This is a genomic window from Streptomyces sp. NPDC096152, assembly GCF_044763235.1.
Taxonomy (GTDB): domain Bacteria; phylum Actinomycetota; class Actinomycetes; order Streptomycetales; family Streptomycetaceae; genus Streptomyces.
The window spans coordinates 386,277-401,852 of the sequence record NZ_JBIWFW010000002.1 but is presented as its reverse complement, the minus strand read 5'-3'; the positions used below and the strand labels follow the sequence as shown (position 1 = coordinate 401,852).

14 protein-coding genes are annotated in these 15,576 nt (G+C 74.0%); 7 read left to right on the top strand and 7 right to left on the bottom strand.

What is annotated here, in order from left to right:
* Positions 1 to 170: 170 nt before the first annotated feature.
* Positions 171 to 920 carry a TetR family transcriptional regulator gene (locus ACIQ9G_RS07270; RefSeq protein WP_403607333.1) on the top strand — a complete coding sequence of 250 codons (750 nt, stop codon included), beginning with the start codon at positions 171 to 173 and terminating at the stop codon, positions 918 to 920.
* A gap of 157 nt (positions 921 to 1,077) precedes the next feature.
* On the top strand, positions 1,078 to 1,488 hold the full coding sequence (locus ACIQ9G_RS07265; protein ID WP_403607925.1) for a Zn-ribbon domain-containing OB-fold protein: 411 nt from the start codon (positions 1,078 to 1,080) through the stop codon (positions 1,486 to 1,488).
* A gap of 58 nt (positions 1,489 to 1,546) precedes the next feature.
* Here the strand turns inward: ACIQ9G_RS07265 and ACIQ9G_RS07260 are convergent, their stop codons facing one another.
* Positions 1,547 to 2,956 carry a glycosyltransferase 87 family protein gene (locus ACIQ9G_RS07260; protein WP_403607923.1) on the bottom strand — a complete coding sequence of 470 codons (1,410 nt, stop codon included), beginning with the start codon at positions 2,954 to 2,956 and terminating at the stop codon, positions 1,547 to 1,549.
* A 314-nt stretch (positions 2,957 to 3,270) separates the two neighbouring features.
* Here ACIQ9G_RS07260 and ACIQ9G_RS07255 point away from each other — a divergent pair, with 314 nt between their 5' ends.
* Positions 3,271 to 6,060, top strand: a complete 2,790-nt coding sequence (locus ACIQ9G_RS07255) for a hypothetical protein (protein ID WP_403607332.1) — start codon at positions 3,271 to 3,273, stop codon at positions 6,058 to 6,060.
* Between the two features lie 109 nt (positions 6,061 to 6,169).
* On the opposite strand, the gene ACIQ9G_RS07250 is transcribed toward ACIQ9G_RS07255, so the two are convergent.
* Positions 6,170 to 6,562 (bottom strand): PPOX class F420-dependent oxidoreductase, encoded by a 393-nt coding sequence (locus ACIQ9G_RS07250; RefSeq protein ID WP_403607331.1) that lies wholly within the window; start codon positions 6,560 to 6,562, stop codon positions 6,170 to 6,172.
* Between the two features lie 143 nt (positions 6,563 to 6,705).
* Here ACIQ9G_RS07250 and ACIQ9G_RS07245 point away from each other — a divergent pair, with 143 nt between their 5' ends.
* The gene (locus ACIQ9G_RS07245; RefSeq protein ID WP_403607330.1) at positions 6,706 to 8,085 is read left to right on the top strand and encodes a S1 family peptidase; all 1,380 of its coding nucleotides are present in this window, start codon (positions 6,706 to 6,708) and stop codon (positions 8,083 to 8,085) included.
* A gap of 187 nt (positions 8,086 to 8,272) precedes the next feature.
* On the opposite strand, the gene ACIQ9G_RS07240 is transcribed toward ACIQ9G_RS07245, so the two are convergent.
* A complete protein-coding gene (locus ACIQ9G_RS07240; RefSeq protein WP_356195540.1) occupies positions 8,273 to 8,458 on the bottom strand; it encodes a hypothetical protein in 186 nt (61 codons plus the stop codon).
* Positions 8,459 to 8,603: 145 nt separating this feature from the next.
* The gene (locus ACIQ9G_RS07235; RefSeq protein ID WP_403607329.1) at positions 8,604 to 9,299 is read right to left on the bottom strand and encodes a L,D-transpeptidase family protein; all 696 of its coding nucleotides are present in this window, start codon (positions 9,297 to 9,299) and stop codon (positions 8,604 to 8,606) included.
* Positions 9,300 to 9,528: 229 nt separating this feature from the next.
* Between ACIQ9G_RS07235 and ACIQ9G_RS07230 the strand changes: the two genes are divergently transcribed.
* Positions 9,529 to 10,065 carry a hypothetical protein gene (locus ACIQ9G_RS07230; RefSeq protein WP_403607328.1) on the top strand — a complete coding sequence of 179 codons (537 nt, stop codon included), beginning with the start codon at positions 9,529 to 9,531 and terminating at the stop codon, positions 10,063 to 10,065.
* 257 nt (positions 10,066 to 10,322) lie between these two features.
* Here the strand turns inward: ACIQ9G_RS07230 and ACIQ9G_RS07225 are convergent, their stop codons facing one another.
* Positions 10,323 to 10,952 (bottom strand): MBL fold metallo-hydrolase, encoded by a 630-nt coding sequence (locus ACIQ9G_RS07225; RefSeq protein ID WP_356195533.1) that lies wholly within the window; start codon positions 10,950 to 10,952, stop codon positions 10,323 to 10,325.
* A complete protein-coding gene (locus tag ACIQ9G_RS07220) occupies positions 10,952 to 12,037 on the bottom strand; it encodes an S-(hydroxymethyl)mycothiol dehydrogenase (protein WP_403607327.1) in 1,086 nt (361 codons plus the stop codon). Before ACIQ9G_RS07220 ends, ACIQ9G_RS07225 begins: the two co-directional genes overlap by 1 nt.
* 644 nt (positions 12,038 to 12,681) lie before the next feature.
* On the opposite strand from ACIQ9G_RS07220, the gene ACIQ9G_RS07215 reads away from it, so the two are divergent.
* Complete coding sequence (locus tag ACIQ9G_RS07215) at positions 12,682 to 13,047, top strand: nuclear transport factor 2 family protein (RefSeq protein ID WP_403607326.1); 366 nt, start codon at positions 12,682 to 12,684, stop codon at positions 13,045 to 13,047.
* Positions 13,048 to 13,350: 303 nt separating this feature from the next.
* Here the strand turns inward: ACIQ9G_RS07215 and ACIQ9G_RS07210 are convergent, their stop codons facing one another.
* Positions 13,351 to 14,013: a TetR/AcrR family transcriptional regulator gene (locus ACIQ9G_RS07210; protein ID WP_403607325.1), complete on the bottom strand. Its 663-nt coding sequence runs from the start codon at positions 14,011 to 14,013 to the stop codon at positions 13,351 to 13,353.
* Positions 14,014 to 14,197: 184 nt separating this feature from the next.
* Between ACIQ9G_RS07210 and ACIQ9G_RS07205 the strand changes: the two genes are divergently transcribed.
* Positions 14,198 to 15,469 (top strand): YncE family protein, encoded by a 1,272-nt coding sequence (locus ACIQ9G_RS07205; RefSeq protein WP_403607324.1) that lies wholly within the window; start codon positions 14,198 to 14,200, stop codon positions 15,467 to 15,469.
* Positions 15,470 to 15,576 lie beyond the last annotated feature (107 nt).

The following is a 15,576-nucleotide window of genomic DNA, read 5'->3' as shown; positions in this document are numbered from 1 at the left end:
TCCTGGGGCGGGGGTCCGAGCCTGCGCTCGGGCGGGGGTCCGGGGCGGGGCAGGGGGGCGGGCGGAGAAAGGTTACTTCCCCTGCTCGGCACCCCCGTGTGAGCACTCAGTTCCCTCCGTGGAGCGCACTGAGTGCCATTCCTGCCCGGCCGGATGCTACGTTCCCGTCCATGAGCTCCAGCAGCGCGGCCGCCCGTCGCGGCGAGAAGACGGAGGCGGCCGCCGCGAAGCCGCCCATGCGGGACGCCCTGGTGGCGGCGGCGTTCCGGCTGTTCCTGGAGCGCGGGTACGAGCAGACCACCATCGACGACATCGTGGCGCTCGCCGAGGTCGGGCGGCGGTCCTTCTTCCGCTACTTCCCCTCGAAGGAGGACGTGGTCTTCCCCGACCACGAGCGGTGCCTGGCCGACATGACGGCGTTCCTGGCCGCCGGCGGCGACGAGGACGAGCCGGTGCAGCGGGTCTGCGACGCCGCCCGGCTGGTGCTGCGGATGTACGCCGAGAACCCGACGTTCTCCGTGCAGCGCTACCGGCTCACCAAGCAGGTGCCCGGGCTGCGGGCGTACGAGCTGTCGGTGGTGTGGCGCTACGAGCGCGCGCTCGCCGACTACCTGCGCACCCGGTTCGCCGGACGGCGCGACGGGACGCTGCGGGCGGACGTGATCGCGGCCGCCGTGGTCGCCGCGCACAACAACGCGCTGCGTTCCTGGCTGCGTTCCGACGGGCAGGGCGACGAAGGCGACGCCGTGGACCACGCGCTCGGATACGTGCAGTCCGCCTTCGGCGACGCGCCCGCCGCCCCCGCGGGCGGCCACCGCGCCGAGGAGGAGGGGGAGGACGTGGTCGTGGTCGTCTCGCGGCGGGGGGCGCCGCTGTGGCGGGTCGTGCAGGAGATCGAGTCGGCACTCGGCCGGAGCTGAGCCCCGGTTCCGCAGATTGAGGGTACGCAGTGCCTTTACGAGTGGCACTGAGTGCCATACCCTGTGCTCCGTGCACGGTGGCACGGGCGGCCGCGCACAGGCGTGCGCGGGCGACCCGGCACGCGGGATTCCGGCCGAGCGCAGGGAGCTGACCAGCGTGTACCACCAATCAGGAAACGTCGCTCATTTGGCAACCGGCTCCGCCACGGGCCTTCTCGACCCCGGGGCCCGCGAGCCGGAGGCCCTCTACTTCCAGCGCTGCGCCTGGTGCGGCAGCGCCATGTACCACCGGCTGCTGTGTCCGGTCTGCCGGGGCAGCGAACTGCGCACGGAGCGCAGCGAGGGCAGCGGCACCGTCCGTCACTCGACGGTGGTGCATCGCAACACCCCGGCCGCGCGCAATGTGTCGCTGATCGAGATGGCCGAGGGCTTCGTCGTCCGGGGGCGTGTGATGGGCCCGCCCATCGGCATCCACAGCGGCGACCGGGTCCGGCTGTCCACGGCGAAGGACCCCGTGCGCGGCGAGCCGGTCTTCCAGCTGCTGGACGAGTACCGAGCCTGGACCTGAGAAACGAGCCTGACGGACGGGTCTCACGGACGGAGACCTGACGGACTGCCGCGGTCCGTCACCTCACCGGCGGGGACGACGCGGCCCGCTGAGCCTCCGCCGCCGGCCGTCCCGTCCGCTCCCCCGGCCGCCCCGCCCCGGACGCGCCGGAGCGCGCCTGGCCCCCAGCGGGGCCGACGGCGAGGGCCAGGAAGGTCAGCAGGGTGCACACGGCGTAGACGCAACCGGGCCAGGCGAGCAGTGCCGGGTAGGGGCTGGGGTGCGCCAGGTGGTCCTCCGCCCGGATGAGCAGCGGGACGAGACGGGCCCCGGCCGCGAGTGCCCAGACGGCGAGCGTGAGCCGGGCGAACGGGCGCCGCCGGAGCGGACCGTGGGCCAGCCAGATCATGGCGGGCAGGCACCAGATCCAGTGGTGGCTCCAGGAGACGGGGCAGACCAGCAGCCCGTACAACTCCACGGCGACCAGGATGCCGAGCCGATCGCCTCGCCGCACCGCCGCCCACAGCGCCCAGGCGGCCGCCCCGGTCGCCAGGGCGAGCGCCGTCCACCAGACCGGGGCGACGACGGCCCCGTCCTGGCCGACCAGCCGGGCGACCGCCCCGCGCAGGGACTGGTTGCGCACCGACCAGAGCGGGCCGACGCGCTGGGTCCGCGTCACGAGCACCGACCAGTAACGCGCCGACTCCTCCGGTGCTACGCCCCAGGCCACCGCCGTGGCCGCGCCGCCGGCGACGACGGCCCACAGCGCCGCCCGCCACTGCCGGGTCGCCAGCAGGTACAACCCGCCCACGGCCGGGGTCAGTTTCACCGCCGCCGCCAGACCCACGGCCGCGCCCCGCCACACCGCTCCCCGCGTGGACTCCCCTGCCCCGGCCGCTCCTGCCCCGGAGGCTCCTCCCTCGGCATCTCCCGACCCGGGTCCCGCTCCCCGGCGCCCCGCTCCCTCGGGGGACGCCAGACCGGCCAGCACCACGGCGCCCAGCAGCAGGTTCACCTGCCCCTGGTCCAGGGTGTGGCGCACCGGTTCCAGCCACAGCCCCACGGCGGTCCACAGCAGGACACGCGCCCTGCCCCGGCCGTCGGGGCGCGCGGGGAGCAGCCGGAACGCGCACCCCACGATCACCAGCAGAGCGGCGACCGAGAGCGCCTGCCAGAGCACGACCGTCGCCGTCCAGGGCAGGCGGGACAGCGGAAGGAACACCAGCGCGGCGAACGGCGGGTAGGTGAACGGCAGCAGCGGGATGGGCGGCCCGGTGTGCACCGCGAAGTCGTACAGGCCGCCGGAGAGCACGTGCGGCGCGGCCCCGTGGTAGACGCGCAGGTCCAGCGGCTCGGTCGGATGCGTGACGACGGCCAGGACGTGCGCCGTCAGCGAGACGGCCAGGCACCGGCCGGCATGTCCGGTGAGCCACCCGCCGATCCTCCGGCCCCCGGCCCCGATCGTTTTCACCCGCACCAGCCCCGTCATGTCCACGGGAACCGCAGCCTAGCCGAGCGCGCACCCGCGCCCGACCACTGCCACGCGGGCGACGACCGTTCAACACGCCTTTCCTCACGGCCGATGGCCCAAGAGCCAGGCCGGCCGGGGACCGTCGGAACGGGCCCCGCCGCCCAGGCCGCTCCTGGGTGGGAGTGGCCCCAACTCGGCGGCTGGATAGCGCCGTTGAGCTTCACTGCTCCGCTCCACGCAGGCAACCCGCCGCCCTCGCCTCCCGTCCTCCGGAGCGCGAGAGGCCCCCGGGACCGCCGGGGCGCCCGCGCATCGGTTGCCAGGAGGAACCATTGATCCGTGTCCGGCGCACAGGCGTGACCGCCGTGGCGGTGCTCGCCCTGCTCTCAGCCGCGCCCGTGTCGGCGCAGGCCGCTCCACCGCCCTCAGCCCCGCGGGCGTCGGCGGTCGCGGCCGACGGGGACGGCGACGGCGGGCTTCCACCGGGCTGGCGCGTCACCGGCGAGGGAGCCGCCCGGCAGTTGGTGTGGCGGTCGGGCACCTCGGTGCCCATGGGTGACGCGCGTGTCGAGTTCTACGCGGGCGGCCGGCTGCTCGGCCGGCCGCAGCCCGGCCGGGACGGGCACACGTTCCGGCTCGCTCTGGACCGGGCGCGCGCCGGCAGCCTGAGCGGACTGCAAGTACGCGCGTCCGGAAGGCGGTTGGACGGGCCGGGCGCCACTGCGCCCGCGCCGGGCCGGAACTCCGTGGCCGCGGCCGCCCCTCCCGCGCCCCTCCCGGCGAACGGCGTCGACCCGGGCAGGCCGGGCCCCTATCGCACCGCCACCGGCGAGTACCACCTCGACTCCGTCCGGCTGCCCGGCCTTCCGGCGCCGGTCGAGATGCGGGCCGTGGTGGTCGCTCCCCGGGGTGCCACCGGCCGCCGGCCGCTGGCACTGTTCCTGCACGGCCGCCACGCCACCTGCTACAAGCCGCACGGCGCCGTCACCGGCGACTGGCCCTGCCCGTCCGGGACCAGGCCGATCCCCAGCCACCGGGGCTATCTGCGGGACCAGAGGCTGCTGGCCTCGCAGGGCTATGTGACGGTGTCGATCGCGGCCGACGGCATCAACGGCCAGGACTGGGCGGCGGAGGACGGCGGGGCGCAGGCCCGCTCCTCGCTGGTGCGCCTGCACCTGGCCCGCTGGGCCGGCTGGGCCGCCCGTCCGGCCTCGGCGCCGGACGTCGTACGCGACGCGCCCCGGGCCGACCTCTCCCGGGTGCTGCTGGTCGGGCACTCCCGCGGCGGCGAGGGCGTCAACCGCGCCGCCATGGACAGCCTCTACCCGCCGCCCGCCGGCCAGGACGGCTACCACGGCCCGGTCAGCTGGCACATCCGCGGCACGGTCCTCATCGGACCGACGGCCTTCGGCCAGAATCCCGTCGCCGACGTGCCGTCGGCCACGATTCTGCCGGGCTGCGACGGAGACGTCTCCGACCTGCAGGGCGAGCTCTACGTCGACGGGACCCGAGGCGTCAGCCGGGGGGCCGCGCTGCACAGCGCCGTCTACGTCGTCGGCGCCAACCACAACTTCTTCAACACCGAGTGGACTCCTGGCACGGCGCAGGCGCCCGCCGACGACGACTTCTGGAACGACCCCGGCCACCGCGACCCGGTGTGCTCGCCGGGCACCCGCACCCGGCTGACCGCGGACCGGCAGCACCGGGCCGGCGCCACCTACATCGCCGCCGCGGCCAGGCTGTTCGTCGCCGGTGACGACCGGGTGCGCCCGCTGCTCGACGGCTCGGGCGTGCGGGCGCCGTCCGCGGACCCGGCCCGGGTGCTCACCCATGCCGTCGGCGCCGGCCGCACCGGCGCCTTCCTGCCGGACGGCCCGGTGTCGGTGACCGGCGGCCGGCTGTGCTCGGCGGTCGACCCCAGCCCGTCCGTCGCCTGCCTCGGCCCCGGCGCGAGGGGGGTGTCCCCCCACTTCGCGCCGTGGGAGACCGCCCGGGAGACCGGCCGCCGCGCGGTGGCGCTGCGCTGGTCCGCCGCCGGGAGCCCGGTGCGGGTGCGGCCCGCCGCCCCGGTCTCCCTCGGCGGCGCCGAGGGCCTGGCGCTGCGCGTGATCGTGCCGCCGAACACCTCCGGCACCCGGCTGGACGTGTCCGTCACCGACGCCTCCGGACGCCGTGCGACGCTCGGCCGGGTCCGCGTCGACGGACTGCCCGGCACCGAGCGGACCGCGTCCTACTGGGCACGCGAAGTGCGCGTCCCGCTCACCCCCGCCACCCGCGCCGGTCTCGACCTGCGCCGGGTCACGGCTCTCGAACTGACCCCGCGCACCCGCTCCGGCCGCGCCTGGCTGATCGACGCCTGGGGCCGGCGCCCCGGCACCCCCGCGGTTCGCGCGGCCGTGCTGCCCCGGATCGACATCGGGCGGCTGACCGTCGAGGAGGGCGACTCGGGCGTGCGCACCTACCGGGTGCCGGTACGGGTCTCCGGGCACGGCAGCGGGCAGGTGCGCCTGTACGTCGTGGACCCCGCGACCGGCGGGACCACGGACCGGCTGGTGACCGTGCGGCCGGGCGGCCACGACATCGACGTACCGGTGAAGGTGGAGGGCAACACCCGGTTCGGGCAGGACGTGTCCCACGACGTGCTGGTGAAGGCGGTGCACACCTCCGTGATCGGCTCCTACCGGGGCGGGGTGACGGTCGGGAACGACGACCCGAGGCCCACGTTCACGGTCACCCCGCTCGCCGGCCGGGTCACCGAGGGACAGCCGCTGAAGTGGCGGCTGACCCTGTCCGCGGCCGCCGACACGGAGATGTCCGCGCTGTTCGCCGTACAACCGGTTGAGCGGGGGCCGGAGTTGTCCACCAAGGACGTCGATCCGCGGTGGCTCCGGGAGAGCACCGGCGCGTCACCCGACCCGGAGCGGCCCCTGTCCCGGGTGAAGGGCCTGTCCCTGTGGGCGTCCGTCCCGGCGGGCCGGCTCAGCGCGGAGGTCACGGTGCCGACGGTGAGGGACCGGGTCACGGAGCCCGCCGAGTCGGTCCGCTTCCGGCTGACCGACGACGAGGGCCGGCCGCAGGACGGAGGGCCGGAACTGACCGGCACGGTGCTCGACGCGTCGTAGCCGGTCCGCTCGGCCGTGGCGGTCTCGCGGGCCGGACCGGAAGGCCGCGCGGCTCCCTCGCGGGGCCGCGCGGCCGACTTGCCCGAACGTGATCGCTCTTGACGTGCCGTCAGGTGGTGGCCTTCGGGACCACCCGGATGCCGACCGAGCCCTGCTCGCCCCGGCGCAACCGGCTGCCGAGCAGGGTGAGCCGGCCGAGCAGGCCGTACTTGCGGGCGACCAGGCCGCGGTAGCGGGCGCTGGTCGCCGGGTCGCAGATCTCCGCGGTCGCCGGGAGCTGGTCGCCGGTCGGGTTGCCGCGCACGTCGCACGGGCCGACCAGCACATCGGGCCGGTTGCGGATCCGCTTGACCTTCCAGGAGTCGGCGGCCGTCCACACGCCGAGCGCGCAGCCGTCCCTGACCACCCACACCGGGGTGGCGACCGGGGTGCCGTTCTTGCGGTAGCTGGTGATCAGCACGTACTTGCCGGCCCCGAGCCGCTCCACCACGGTGTCGTTCATACGCGCAGTCTAGGGCCTCTCTTCCGGATCTCGCCGGGGTGCTGAACGCCCGTGTCCCGCGCCCCGTATGGAGAGGAGGGCGCTCAACGACCGGAGCGTCCCGGCGGTGTTGCAACCGTGTGTTCGGGGTTCGGGAGCCACGCATGAGGCACGCACGACGACGGGTCGTCCGGCGAGTGACACGGCTGACGGCCGTCGCGGGACTGCTTCTGGGAGGAGCGATGGTCACGCAGGCCGCGATGGCCAGTGAGGCTCCCGGCACGTCCGCCGTCCCGCTCCGGGCCGCCACGCCGTCGGCCGCCGGCATGGGCGCGGGCCTGGCGTCACGGCTCGGCACCGCACGTACGGCGGGCAGCTGGATCGGCGCCGACGGCCGCCCGGTCGTCGCCGTCACCGACGAGGGGGCCGCCGCCGAGGTGCGGCGGACGGGGGCCGAGCCGAAGGTCGTCCGGCACAGCATGAACGAGCTGAAGGCGGCGGCGGCCGGCCTGCGGGCCGCGCCCCGGGTGGCCGGCACGGCGTGGGCGCTGGACTACCGGACCAACCGGGTCGTCGTCCAGGGCGACAGCTCCGTCTCCGCCGGCGACTGGGCCCGGCTCACCCGCGTCGCCGGCCGCCTGGGCACCTTCGTGCACATGGAGCGCGCCCAGGGCAGGTTCACCACCCGGCTCAACGGGGCACAGCCCATTTTGTCGACCAGCGGCCGCTGCTCGGCGGGATTCAACGTCACCGACGGACGCGGCGACTTCATCCTGACGGCAGGGCACTGCGGGCCCACCGGGTCGACCTGGTTCGCCGACAACCAGGGCAACCAGCAACTGGGCCGGACGGTCGCCGGTTCCTTCCCCGGCAGCGACTTCTCCCTGGTGCAGTACGCCTCCGGCCGCGCCGGTGACGGCGCCGACGTCGTGGCGATCGGCGGCGGCAAGGGCGTGCGGATCACCGGCGCGGCCGATCCGGCCGTGGGGCAGCGGGTGTTCCGCAGCGGCAGCACGAGCGGGCTGCGCGACGGCCAGGTGACGGGGCTGAACGCGACGGTGAACTACCCGGAGGGCACCGTCACCGGACTGATCCAGACCACGGTGTGCGCCGAGCCGGGCGACAGCGGCGGGCCGCTGTTCTCCGAGGGCGTCGCGCTGGGGGTGACCTCGGGCGGCAGCGGCGACTGCAAGACGGGCGGTACGACGTTCTTCCAGCCGGTGACCAAGGCGCTGTCCGCGCTCGGTGTGCGGCTGATCGTGTCGGCGCCCCAGGGCGGGGGTGCGGCGCCCTCCGCGGCTCCGTCCGCGTCGGCCACCCACAGCGCCATCGCGCCCGGTGCCGTCTCGCCGGGGTCCTCGGCGCCGGTGGCGGGCGGCGCGAACGGCTCCACGCTGGTGTCCCGGCTGACCGACCCGCGCAACGTCGGCCCGGGGCTGCTGGTCATCGCGGGCAGTCTGATCGCGCTGGTCGCCACGCGCTACATCCGCGCGGAACAGGACCGCAAGGCCTACCAGCGGTACTACTCGGCGACCTGGGGCTGAGCGGGACGCACAGCCGGGCCGCGGGACGGGCGGCCGAGGGCCGCGGGACGCGGGACGCGGCGCCGTGGCGGGCGGCCGAGGGCCCCGGGACGGGCGCCGTGGGACGGGCGGCCGAGGAGGATGTGGAACGGGCACCCGTGCGCTCACGGGTGCCCCGGAGGGTGTGGTCCGTTGCCGGCGGTGGCGCTCAGGCCGCCCTGACCGGGTCTGGAGCGGCCTCAGCCCACTCCAGCACGAGCCGCTGGTACTCCTCGCGCTGCTCGGTGGTCAGTGTCCCGCCCGACCGGAGCCACAGGGCCCGGATCTCCTCGTTGACCTCCGCGGCCGATCGCTCGGAGACGGGTTCAACAGTGGTGGACATGTTGTGAAGCATATGCCGATCGACGTGAGGGCGCTGTGAATAAGTGCTAGCCATACGGACATTTCGGACCGTGTCCCTCATCACGTCCATCCGCCGGGAAGAAAACGCGAGTTCGCCTCCCGACGCGTGTGAGGAACACGTCACGTCCGGCTTTCCGTCAGGTGCCCGGCTTGCGGCCGTAGACGAAGACGTCGTCGCCCTGCTTCAGCAGCGACCAGTACTTCTTGGCGTCCGTCGTCGTCATGTTGACGCAGCCGTGCGAGCCCGGCGGGTTCCACATGCTCAGGCCGACGGAGTGGAAGGCCTGACCGCCGTCGAAGAACTGGCTGTAGGGCATCGGCACGTGGTAGATCATCGACACGTGGTCGATGTCCCGCCAGTAGATCTTCTTCAGACCGGTGCGGGTCTCGTACCCGTCACGGCCGGTGCGCACCGGCACGGGCCCGTACACGAGCCGGCTGCCGTCCTGGATCCAGCTGAGCTGGAGGGTGAGGTTGACGCAGGCGATACGGCCCTTGTTGACCGGGCACTTGCCGTCCTTGTTCGGGTTGCTGCCGACCGCCTTCTGTTTGTTCATCAGGTCCATCACGCCCCAGGTGACGGGCCCGGCGTAGCCGATGTTCGGCGTGATGCCGTGCTTGGTCTGGAACGCCTGGATGGCCTTGCAGTCCGCGGCCGACTGACGGCCGTCGACCGGCCGGCCGAGGAACTTCTCCACCTGCTTCTGGTACGGCCCGGTCCGCGTCGTGCAGCTCGCGGCCTGCGCCGGCGCGGCGCCGAGCGCCAGACCGAGCGGCGCGACGAGCCCCGTGACGCCGAGCGCGACGACTCCCCGCCTGGACATGCCCCTCATGTTCCGGATCCCCCTTCGTGCGGCCCACTGCTCTCCGATTGCTGGACAACCGCCGGGCGGCGGTGGTTGTAGGGCCGGCCGCCCTGAGACGAAACGGTGACAAGAACGGTGGCACGCGGCGGCGGCCGTGTGAAGGTGCCCTCACCGCGCCGGCCGGTGCGGACCCTGCGGTGAGCCGTCCGCCGAAACCCGGTGCCGGAACGATCGGCCGGGCGGATAGCGTGCGCCCATGTCCGCATTCCTCCAGCAACTCCCCGCGCTCATAGGCGTCGTGATCGGCGCCCTCGGTTCGTATCTCGCCGTCGTGCGGGGCGACCGGGCCCGGTTCCGGCGGGAGCAGGCGGCGCGCTGGGACGAGCGGCGGCTCGCGGTGTACGCCGACTACGCGCGCTCGCTGAAGCAGTCGGTCACGCTGACCTACCGGGTCGCCGCCCACCTGGGCAACGACCCGAATCCGCATCCGCTGTCCCTCGCGGAGGCGGAGCCGTCGCTGGCCGGGGCGGCCGTCGCCCGGGACCCGTCCGGGGAGGCCCTGATCATGCTGGGCAGTCCGGAGGTGGTGGAGAAGGCCCGGGAGTGGGTTGTCGCGGTCATGGAGATGGAGCGGTTCGTGCGCGAGGGACGGCGGGACCCGGAGGCCTGGCGGACGCTGCTGGAGCGGCAGCGCGCCGCGCGCGAGGGCTACTACACGGCCGTACGCACGGATCTGGCGCTGCCGCCGGGCCACTCGGCGCGGTGGCCGCTGCCGTCCGCGCCGCCGGTGTGAGGGTCACCGGCAACCGGTCGCGTCGGCCGGCCGGCGGGTGGCGCCGGCCGCGCCGGGTTCCACGGCGATCCCCCGCCCCGCGCCCCCGTGTCGCACACGCGACCAGCGCGACCTTGCCTTCCAGTGGCCCCGACATGTCCGGCCTCACGTGCGCGTCCCGTCGATGTCGTCATCGCGTCGATGCCGTCGTCGCGGGTGCCGTGGAAGCCGGACATCCTCGTCGCCTTCTCGGCGCCGTCGGCCGCGCCGCCCGGATGTCAGTGCCCGCGGGCGATCCACTCCTCCAGGTGCGGGGCCTCCGCGCCGATCGTGGTCGAGTCGCCGTGGCCGGTGAGGACCTTCGTCTCGGGCGGCAGGGTCAGGAGGCGGTCGCGGATCGAGTCGATGATCGTCGGGAAGTGGGAGTAGGAGCGACCGGTGGCGCCCGGGCCGCCCTGGAAGAGGGTGTCGCCGGTGAAGACGGTGGCGAGCCCCGGGTCGTACAGGCAGACCGCGCCCGGCGCGTGGCCGGGGGTGTGGATGACGGTCAGGTCGGCGCCCGCCGCCTCGATCACCTGGCCGTCGGCCAGGTGCTCGTCGGGGTCCCGGTCCGGGTGGGTCATCTTCCACAGGCCCAGGTCGTCGGGGTGCAGCCAGATCGTCGCGCCGGTCAGGTCCGCGAGCGCGGGGGCGGCGTTGACGTGGTCGTTGTGGGCGTGGGTGCACACGATGGCGGTCAGCCGCCGGTCGCCGACGGCGGCGGCGATGGCCTCGGCGTCGTGGGCGGCGTCGATGACGACCGCCTCGTGGTCGTCGCCGACGATCCAGACGTTGTTGTCCACGTCCCAGGTGCCGCCGTCCAGGGTGAACTGGCCCGAGGTGACGAGGCGTTCGATTCGGGCGGTCATCAGAACACCACCACCGAGCGCAGCACGTCTCCGTGGTGCATCCGCTCGAAGGCCTTCTCCACCTCGTCGAGCTGGATGGTCTCGCTGACGAACTTGTCCAGCGGCAGCCGCCCTTGCAGATGCAGGTCGACCAGCATCGGGAAGTCCCGCGAGGGCAGGCAGTCGCCGTACCAGGAGGACTTCAGCGCGCCGCCCCGGCCGAAGATGTCCAGCAGGGGCATCTCGAGCTTCATCTCCGGGGTGGGCACGCCGACCAGGACGACCGTGCCGGCCAGGTCGCGGGCGTAGAACGCCTGCTGGTACGTCTCCGGGCGGCCGACGGCGTCGATGACGACGTCGGCGCCGAAGCCGCCGGTCAGCTCGCGGATCGCCTCGACCGGGTCGGTCTCGCGGGAGTTGACGGTGTGGGTGGCGCCCATCGTGCGGGCGGTCTGCAGCTTGCGGTCGTCGATGTCGACCGCGATGACCTTCGCGGCACCGGCCAGGTAGGCCCCCGCGACGGCCGCGTCGCCGACGCCGCCGCAGCCGATGACGGCGACCGAGTCGCCGCGGCCGACGTTCCCGGTGTTGATCGCGGCGCCGAGGCCGGCCATCACTCCGCAGCCGAGCAGCCCGGCCGCGGCCGGGGAGACCGCCGGGTCGACCTTGGTGCACTGGCCGGCCGCGACGAGCGTCTTCTCGGCGAAGGCGCCGATGCCGAGGGCCGGGGAGAGTTCGGTGCCGTCGGTCAGGGTCATCTTCTGCCGGGCGTTGTGGGTGTCGAAGCAGTACCAGGGCCGTCCGCGCAGACAGGCGCGGCACTTCCCGCACACGGCACGCCAGTTGAGGATCACGAAGTCACCGGGAGCGACCTCGTCGACGCCCTCGCCCACCGACTCCACCACGCCGGCGGCCTCGTGGCCGAGCAGGAAGGGGAACTCGTCGTTGATGCCCCCCTGCTTGTAGTGCAGGTCGGTGTGGCAGACGCCGCAGGCCTGGACACGGACCACGGCCTCGCCGGGTCCCGGGTCCGGCACGACGATCGTCTCGACCCGCACGGGCTCGTTCTTCCCGGGTGCGATCACGCCGCGCACTTCCTGCGCCATGGTGCTGGTCCTTCCGTCGACCGTTGTCCGTCCCTCCGACCCTACGCGTAACTGATCCGTAACGGGGTGGAAGGCCTCGGGGGCGGGGGGTGTGGCGCGGGGCGGGCCGAGCGGTACGGGCGCGGGGCGGGCCGGGCCGTACGGGCTTGGGTCGGGCCGGGCCATACGGGCTCGGGCGGCCCGGAACGGCCGCGCGGCGGAACGGTCGCGGGGCGGAACGGCCGCGGACCGGCGCGGGGCGGAACGTAACGGGAGCGGACCGGCGCGGCCGGCGTGGGCCCGCGGTCGGCGCGGCCGGCGTGGGCCCGCGGTCGGGCGCCAACGGCTCGGTGGGCGCGCCTGGTTCGTACGTCCGTTTCGCGCCGGGGTGTGGAGGGCGTGCCCGCCCGATGCGGGAAAATCCTGGGGCCGAGCGAGCCGAGCGGGTGGAGGGGCGCGGGAGGGCCGACGGCGACGACACGTCGAGCGCAGATCATGTCCTGCGCGACGGCGGCGCGTGCCCGCCCGGGCACACGCGCCGCCGCTCGCCCGTCGGGCCGAGCGGCCCGGTTGCGCTTGCCGGGCCCGCCGGGGCGGAGGAGCCTCGAAGGTGAGGCGCGCCCCGGCCCGCCACCCGCCGGGCCGTGCCCCCGTAGGAGGTCAGCATGGCAACCACGGCAAACCCCGCCTTCGGCACCGAGGCACTGCGCCGGGGCATCGAAGGACAGACGGCGTCCACGCTGCTGTCGCTCTACGCGGACGACGCGGAGATCCGCATCGTGGACCACAGCGCCCAGCCCAGTCACCCCAAGATCCTGCACGGCCGCGAGGAGATCGGGGCGATGCTCGACGACGTGTACAGCCGGGACATGACGCACAGGCTCGAACAGTGCGTCGTCCAGGGCGACCGGGCCGCGTACGTGGAGTCCTGCGAGTACGCGGACGGGGTCCGTGTCCTCGCCGAGTCCATGATCTCGCTGCGCGACGGCAAGATCGCCGAGCAGATCATGATCCAGGCATGGGACGAATAGGGATGAGAGCGGCGAGGGTCCAGGTCGGTTCCCGGCTGACCTGGACCTATTCGGCCCGCGCGGCGCTGGGCCGGCCGCGCCCGGCGCTCCGGCGACGGCGCAGGGCCTCGGCGGCACGGCGACTGGTCTCCGCCGCAGTGCCGTGCTCCGCGGGGCACTGCCGCGCCGGCACCTTCGGCGACGACGCGTCCCACGGCCGCTGCCGACACGGCACGCCCGGCACAGGTGAGCCGCCCGGCGCTCGACCGGCTCGCGGGCCGGGACCTGTCCGGCGACCCGGGCCGAGCGGGCGGCGGCCTGCCGCTACGCCCCGGGCTCGCCCTGGTCCGCCGGTCTCAGGATGCCCAGCAGTTGCCGGACCAGTTCGTCGACGACCTCGTCCAGGGTCGCGTCCACCCACCCGGCGCTCCAGTCGTGGAGCAGGCCGTTGACGCTGCCGATGAAGGCCGTGGCGGCGAGGCGGTAGTCCCGGGGCGCGGCGTCCCCCCGGGCGGCGGCGGCCCGCGCCTCGGCGCAGATGAGGTCCACCCAGCGGGACCGGCGGGCCAGGCGCTGTTCCTCCAGGCGGGGGCTGACGCCGATGATCTCGACGAAGGTGATGCGGATCCGGCGCGGGTCGGCGGTGACGCTCGCGGCGTAGGCGTGGAATAGGGCGGCGGCCCGTTCGGGCAGCGGCAGGTCCCCGGCGTCGGCGAGCGCGTCCAGGACGGCCTGCTCGGCCCAGTCGTTGACCTGGAGGTGGAGGGCGGCGAGGACGTCCTCCAGAGTGCGGAACTCCTCGTAGAACTGGCGGGTGGACAGCCCGGCGGCCTCGCTGAGGGCCGCGACGGTCGTGGAGCGGAAGCCGGGGGTGTCCCCGAACAGCCGCAGCGCGGCGGCGAGGAAGCGCTGCCGCCGCTCGGCCTGTCGCTCGGCGGCGGACCTGCCGCCGTAGCGGCCGGTCGGCGCTCTCAGTCTGCCCGTCACGTCCCCTCCCTCCGCCGGCCGACGGCCAATTTTGTCGTGTACGCAGTCTTGTGGAGAAGGCGGCCCCCTTCCTTACTTTGCAGTAAGTTCACTGTGAAAGCACGTGTGTTCAGATTTCCGGCCCGCGCGGGCCTGCCCCCACGATGCCCGCGCGGGGACCCCCCTCACAGAGGAGAGAGCAGTCATGCCTGCCTTCGGACCCAGGCACCTTTGCTCCGTGGCCGCCGCCCTCGCCCTGACCGTCGCCGCCACCGCCACGACCGCCGCCACCGCCACGACCGCCGCCGACACCGCGACCGGCTCCGCCGCCCTGCGCGAGGTGCTGTTCGTCGGCAACAACTGGGACGGCACGGCGGACGTCATCGGCTCCACAGGCGACTTCGCGAAGGTCGGCCGGATCGATGTCGTCCCCGACAAGGACGCGCGGATGGCGGAGATCCACGCCGACCCGATCAAGTGGATCTACTTCCTGGGCATCCGCGACAGCGTCGGCGAGGGACACGACCAGTTCGTGGACGACATGTACTCCACTCCGGACGGGACGTCCGTGGTGGTCTCCCGGCCGAGCTTCGCCGACGTGGTCTCGATCGACCTGGCCACGGGACGGATCAACTGGCGTTTCGCGGTGTCCGGTTACCGTGCGGACCACATGGCCGTCTCCCCCGACGGCACCCGCGTGGCGGTCTCCGCCTCCACCGCGAACACCGTGCACGTGCTGGACATCGGTACCGGCAGGCAGCTCGGCTCGTTCGCGACCGGCGACAAGCCGCACGAGAACATCTTCACCAGGGACGGCAAGTACATCTGGAACATGTCCATCGGGGACGTCAACACCGCCCTCGACGACCCGGCCTGGGACTGGACCAAGGGCGACCGGCACATCACGGTCGTGGACGCGACGACGTACAAGAAGGTCAGGACCATCGACATGCGGGAGCGGCTGAACGCCTTCGGCCTCGGGGACTTCTCCGACGCGGTCCGCCCGGCGGTCTTCTCCCCCGACGAGTCCAAGCTCTACTTCCAGGTCTCGTTCTTCAACGGCTTCCTGGAGTACGACGTCGCCGGCGACCGGATCACGCGGCTGAAGACCCTGCCGAAGAACCCTGCCACCAGCGAGGACCGCACCACCTGGGTCAACGACTCGCGCCACCACGGCCTCTCGATGAACCCCGCGGGCACGAAGCTGTGTGTCGCGGGCACCATGGACGACTACGCCACGGTGGTCGACCGCGCCACCCTCCAGGAAGGCCCGCTCGTCCCCGCGTCCAAGCCCTACTGGGCCACGGTCAGCGGCGACGGCAGGGACTGCGTCGTCTCCGAGAGTGGCGCCGACCGGGTCACGGCCGTGGACTTCGCGACCGGGCGGAAGGTCACGTCCGTCGCGGTCGGCGACCATCCGCAGCGCGTGCGGCTGGGGCACGTGCGGTCGGACTGGACGGGCCCGTCCTCGGGCTGAGATCGCTGCGCGGCCGCTCGGGGACCGTGTCCCGGGCGGCCGGCGGCATCCGGACGGCCGGCGGCGTGACGACCGTCGACGAAACCCGGTCGCGGGGTGCCCAGCGG

Coding starts and splice junctions, on each gene's coding strand:
- ACIQ9G_RS07270 (WP_403607333.1), top strand. CDS start 171: ATGAGCTCCAGCAGCGCGGCCGCCCGTCGCGGCGAGAAGACGGAGGCG.
- ACIQ9G_RS07260 (WP_403607923.1), bottom strand. CDS start 2,956: ATGACGGGGCTGGTGCGGGTGAAAACGATCGGGGCCGGGGGCCGGAGG.
- ACIQ9G_RS07250 (WP_403607331.1), bottom strand. CDS start 6,562: ATGAACGACACCGTGGTGGAGCGGCTCGGGGCCGGCAAGTACGTGCTG.
- ACIQ9G_RS07245 (WP_403607330.1), top strand. CDS start 6,706: ATGAGGCACGCACGACGACGGGTCGTCCGGCGAGTGACACGGCTGACG.
- ACIQ9G_RS07240 (WP_356195540.1), bottom strand. CDS start 8,458: ATGCTTCACAACATGTCCACCACTGTTGAACCCGTCTCCGAGCGATCG.
- ACIQ9G_RS07235 (WP_403607329.1), bottom strand. CDS start 9,299: ATGAGGGGCATGTCCAGGCGGGGAGTCGTCGCGCTCGGCGTCACGGGG.
- ACIQ9G_RS07230 (WP_403607328.1), top strand. CDS start 9,529: ATGTCCGCATTCCTCCAGCAACTCCCCGCGCTCATAGGCGTCGTGATC.
- ACIQ9G_RS07225 (WP_356195533.1), bottom strand. CDS start 10,952: ATGACCGCCCGAATCGAACGCCTCGTCACCTCGGGCCAGTTCACCCTG.
- ACIQ9G_RS07220 (WP_403607327.1), bottom strand. CDS start 12,037: ATGGCGCAGGAAGTGCGCGGCGTGATCGCACCCGGGAAGAACGAGCCC.
- ACIQ9G_RS07215 (WP_403607326.1), top strand. CDS start 12,682: ATGGCAACCACGGCAAACCCCGCCTTCGGCACCGAGGCACTGCGCCGG.
- ACIQ9G_RS07205 (WP_403607324.1), top strand. CDS start 14,198: ATGCCTGCCTTCGGACCCAGGCACCTTTGCTCCGTGGCCGCCGCCCTC.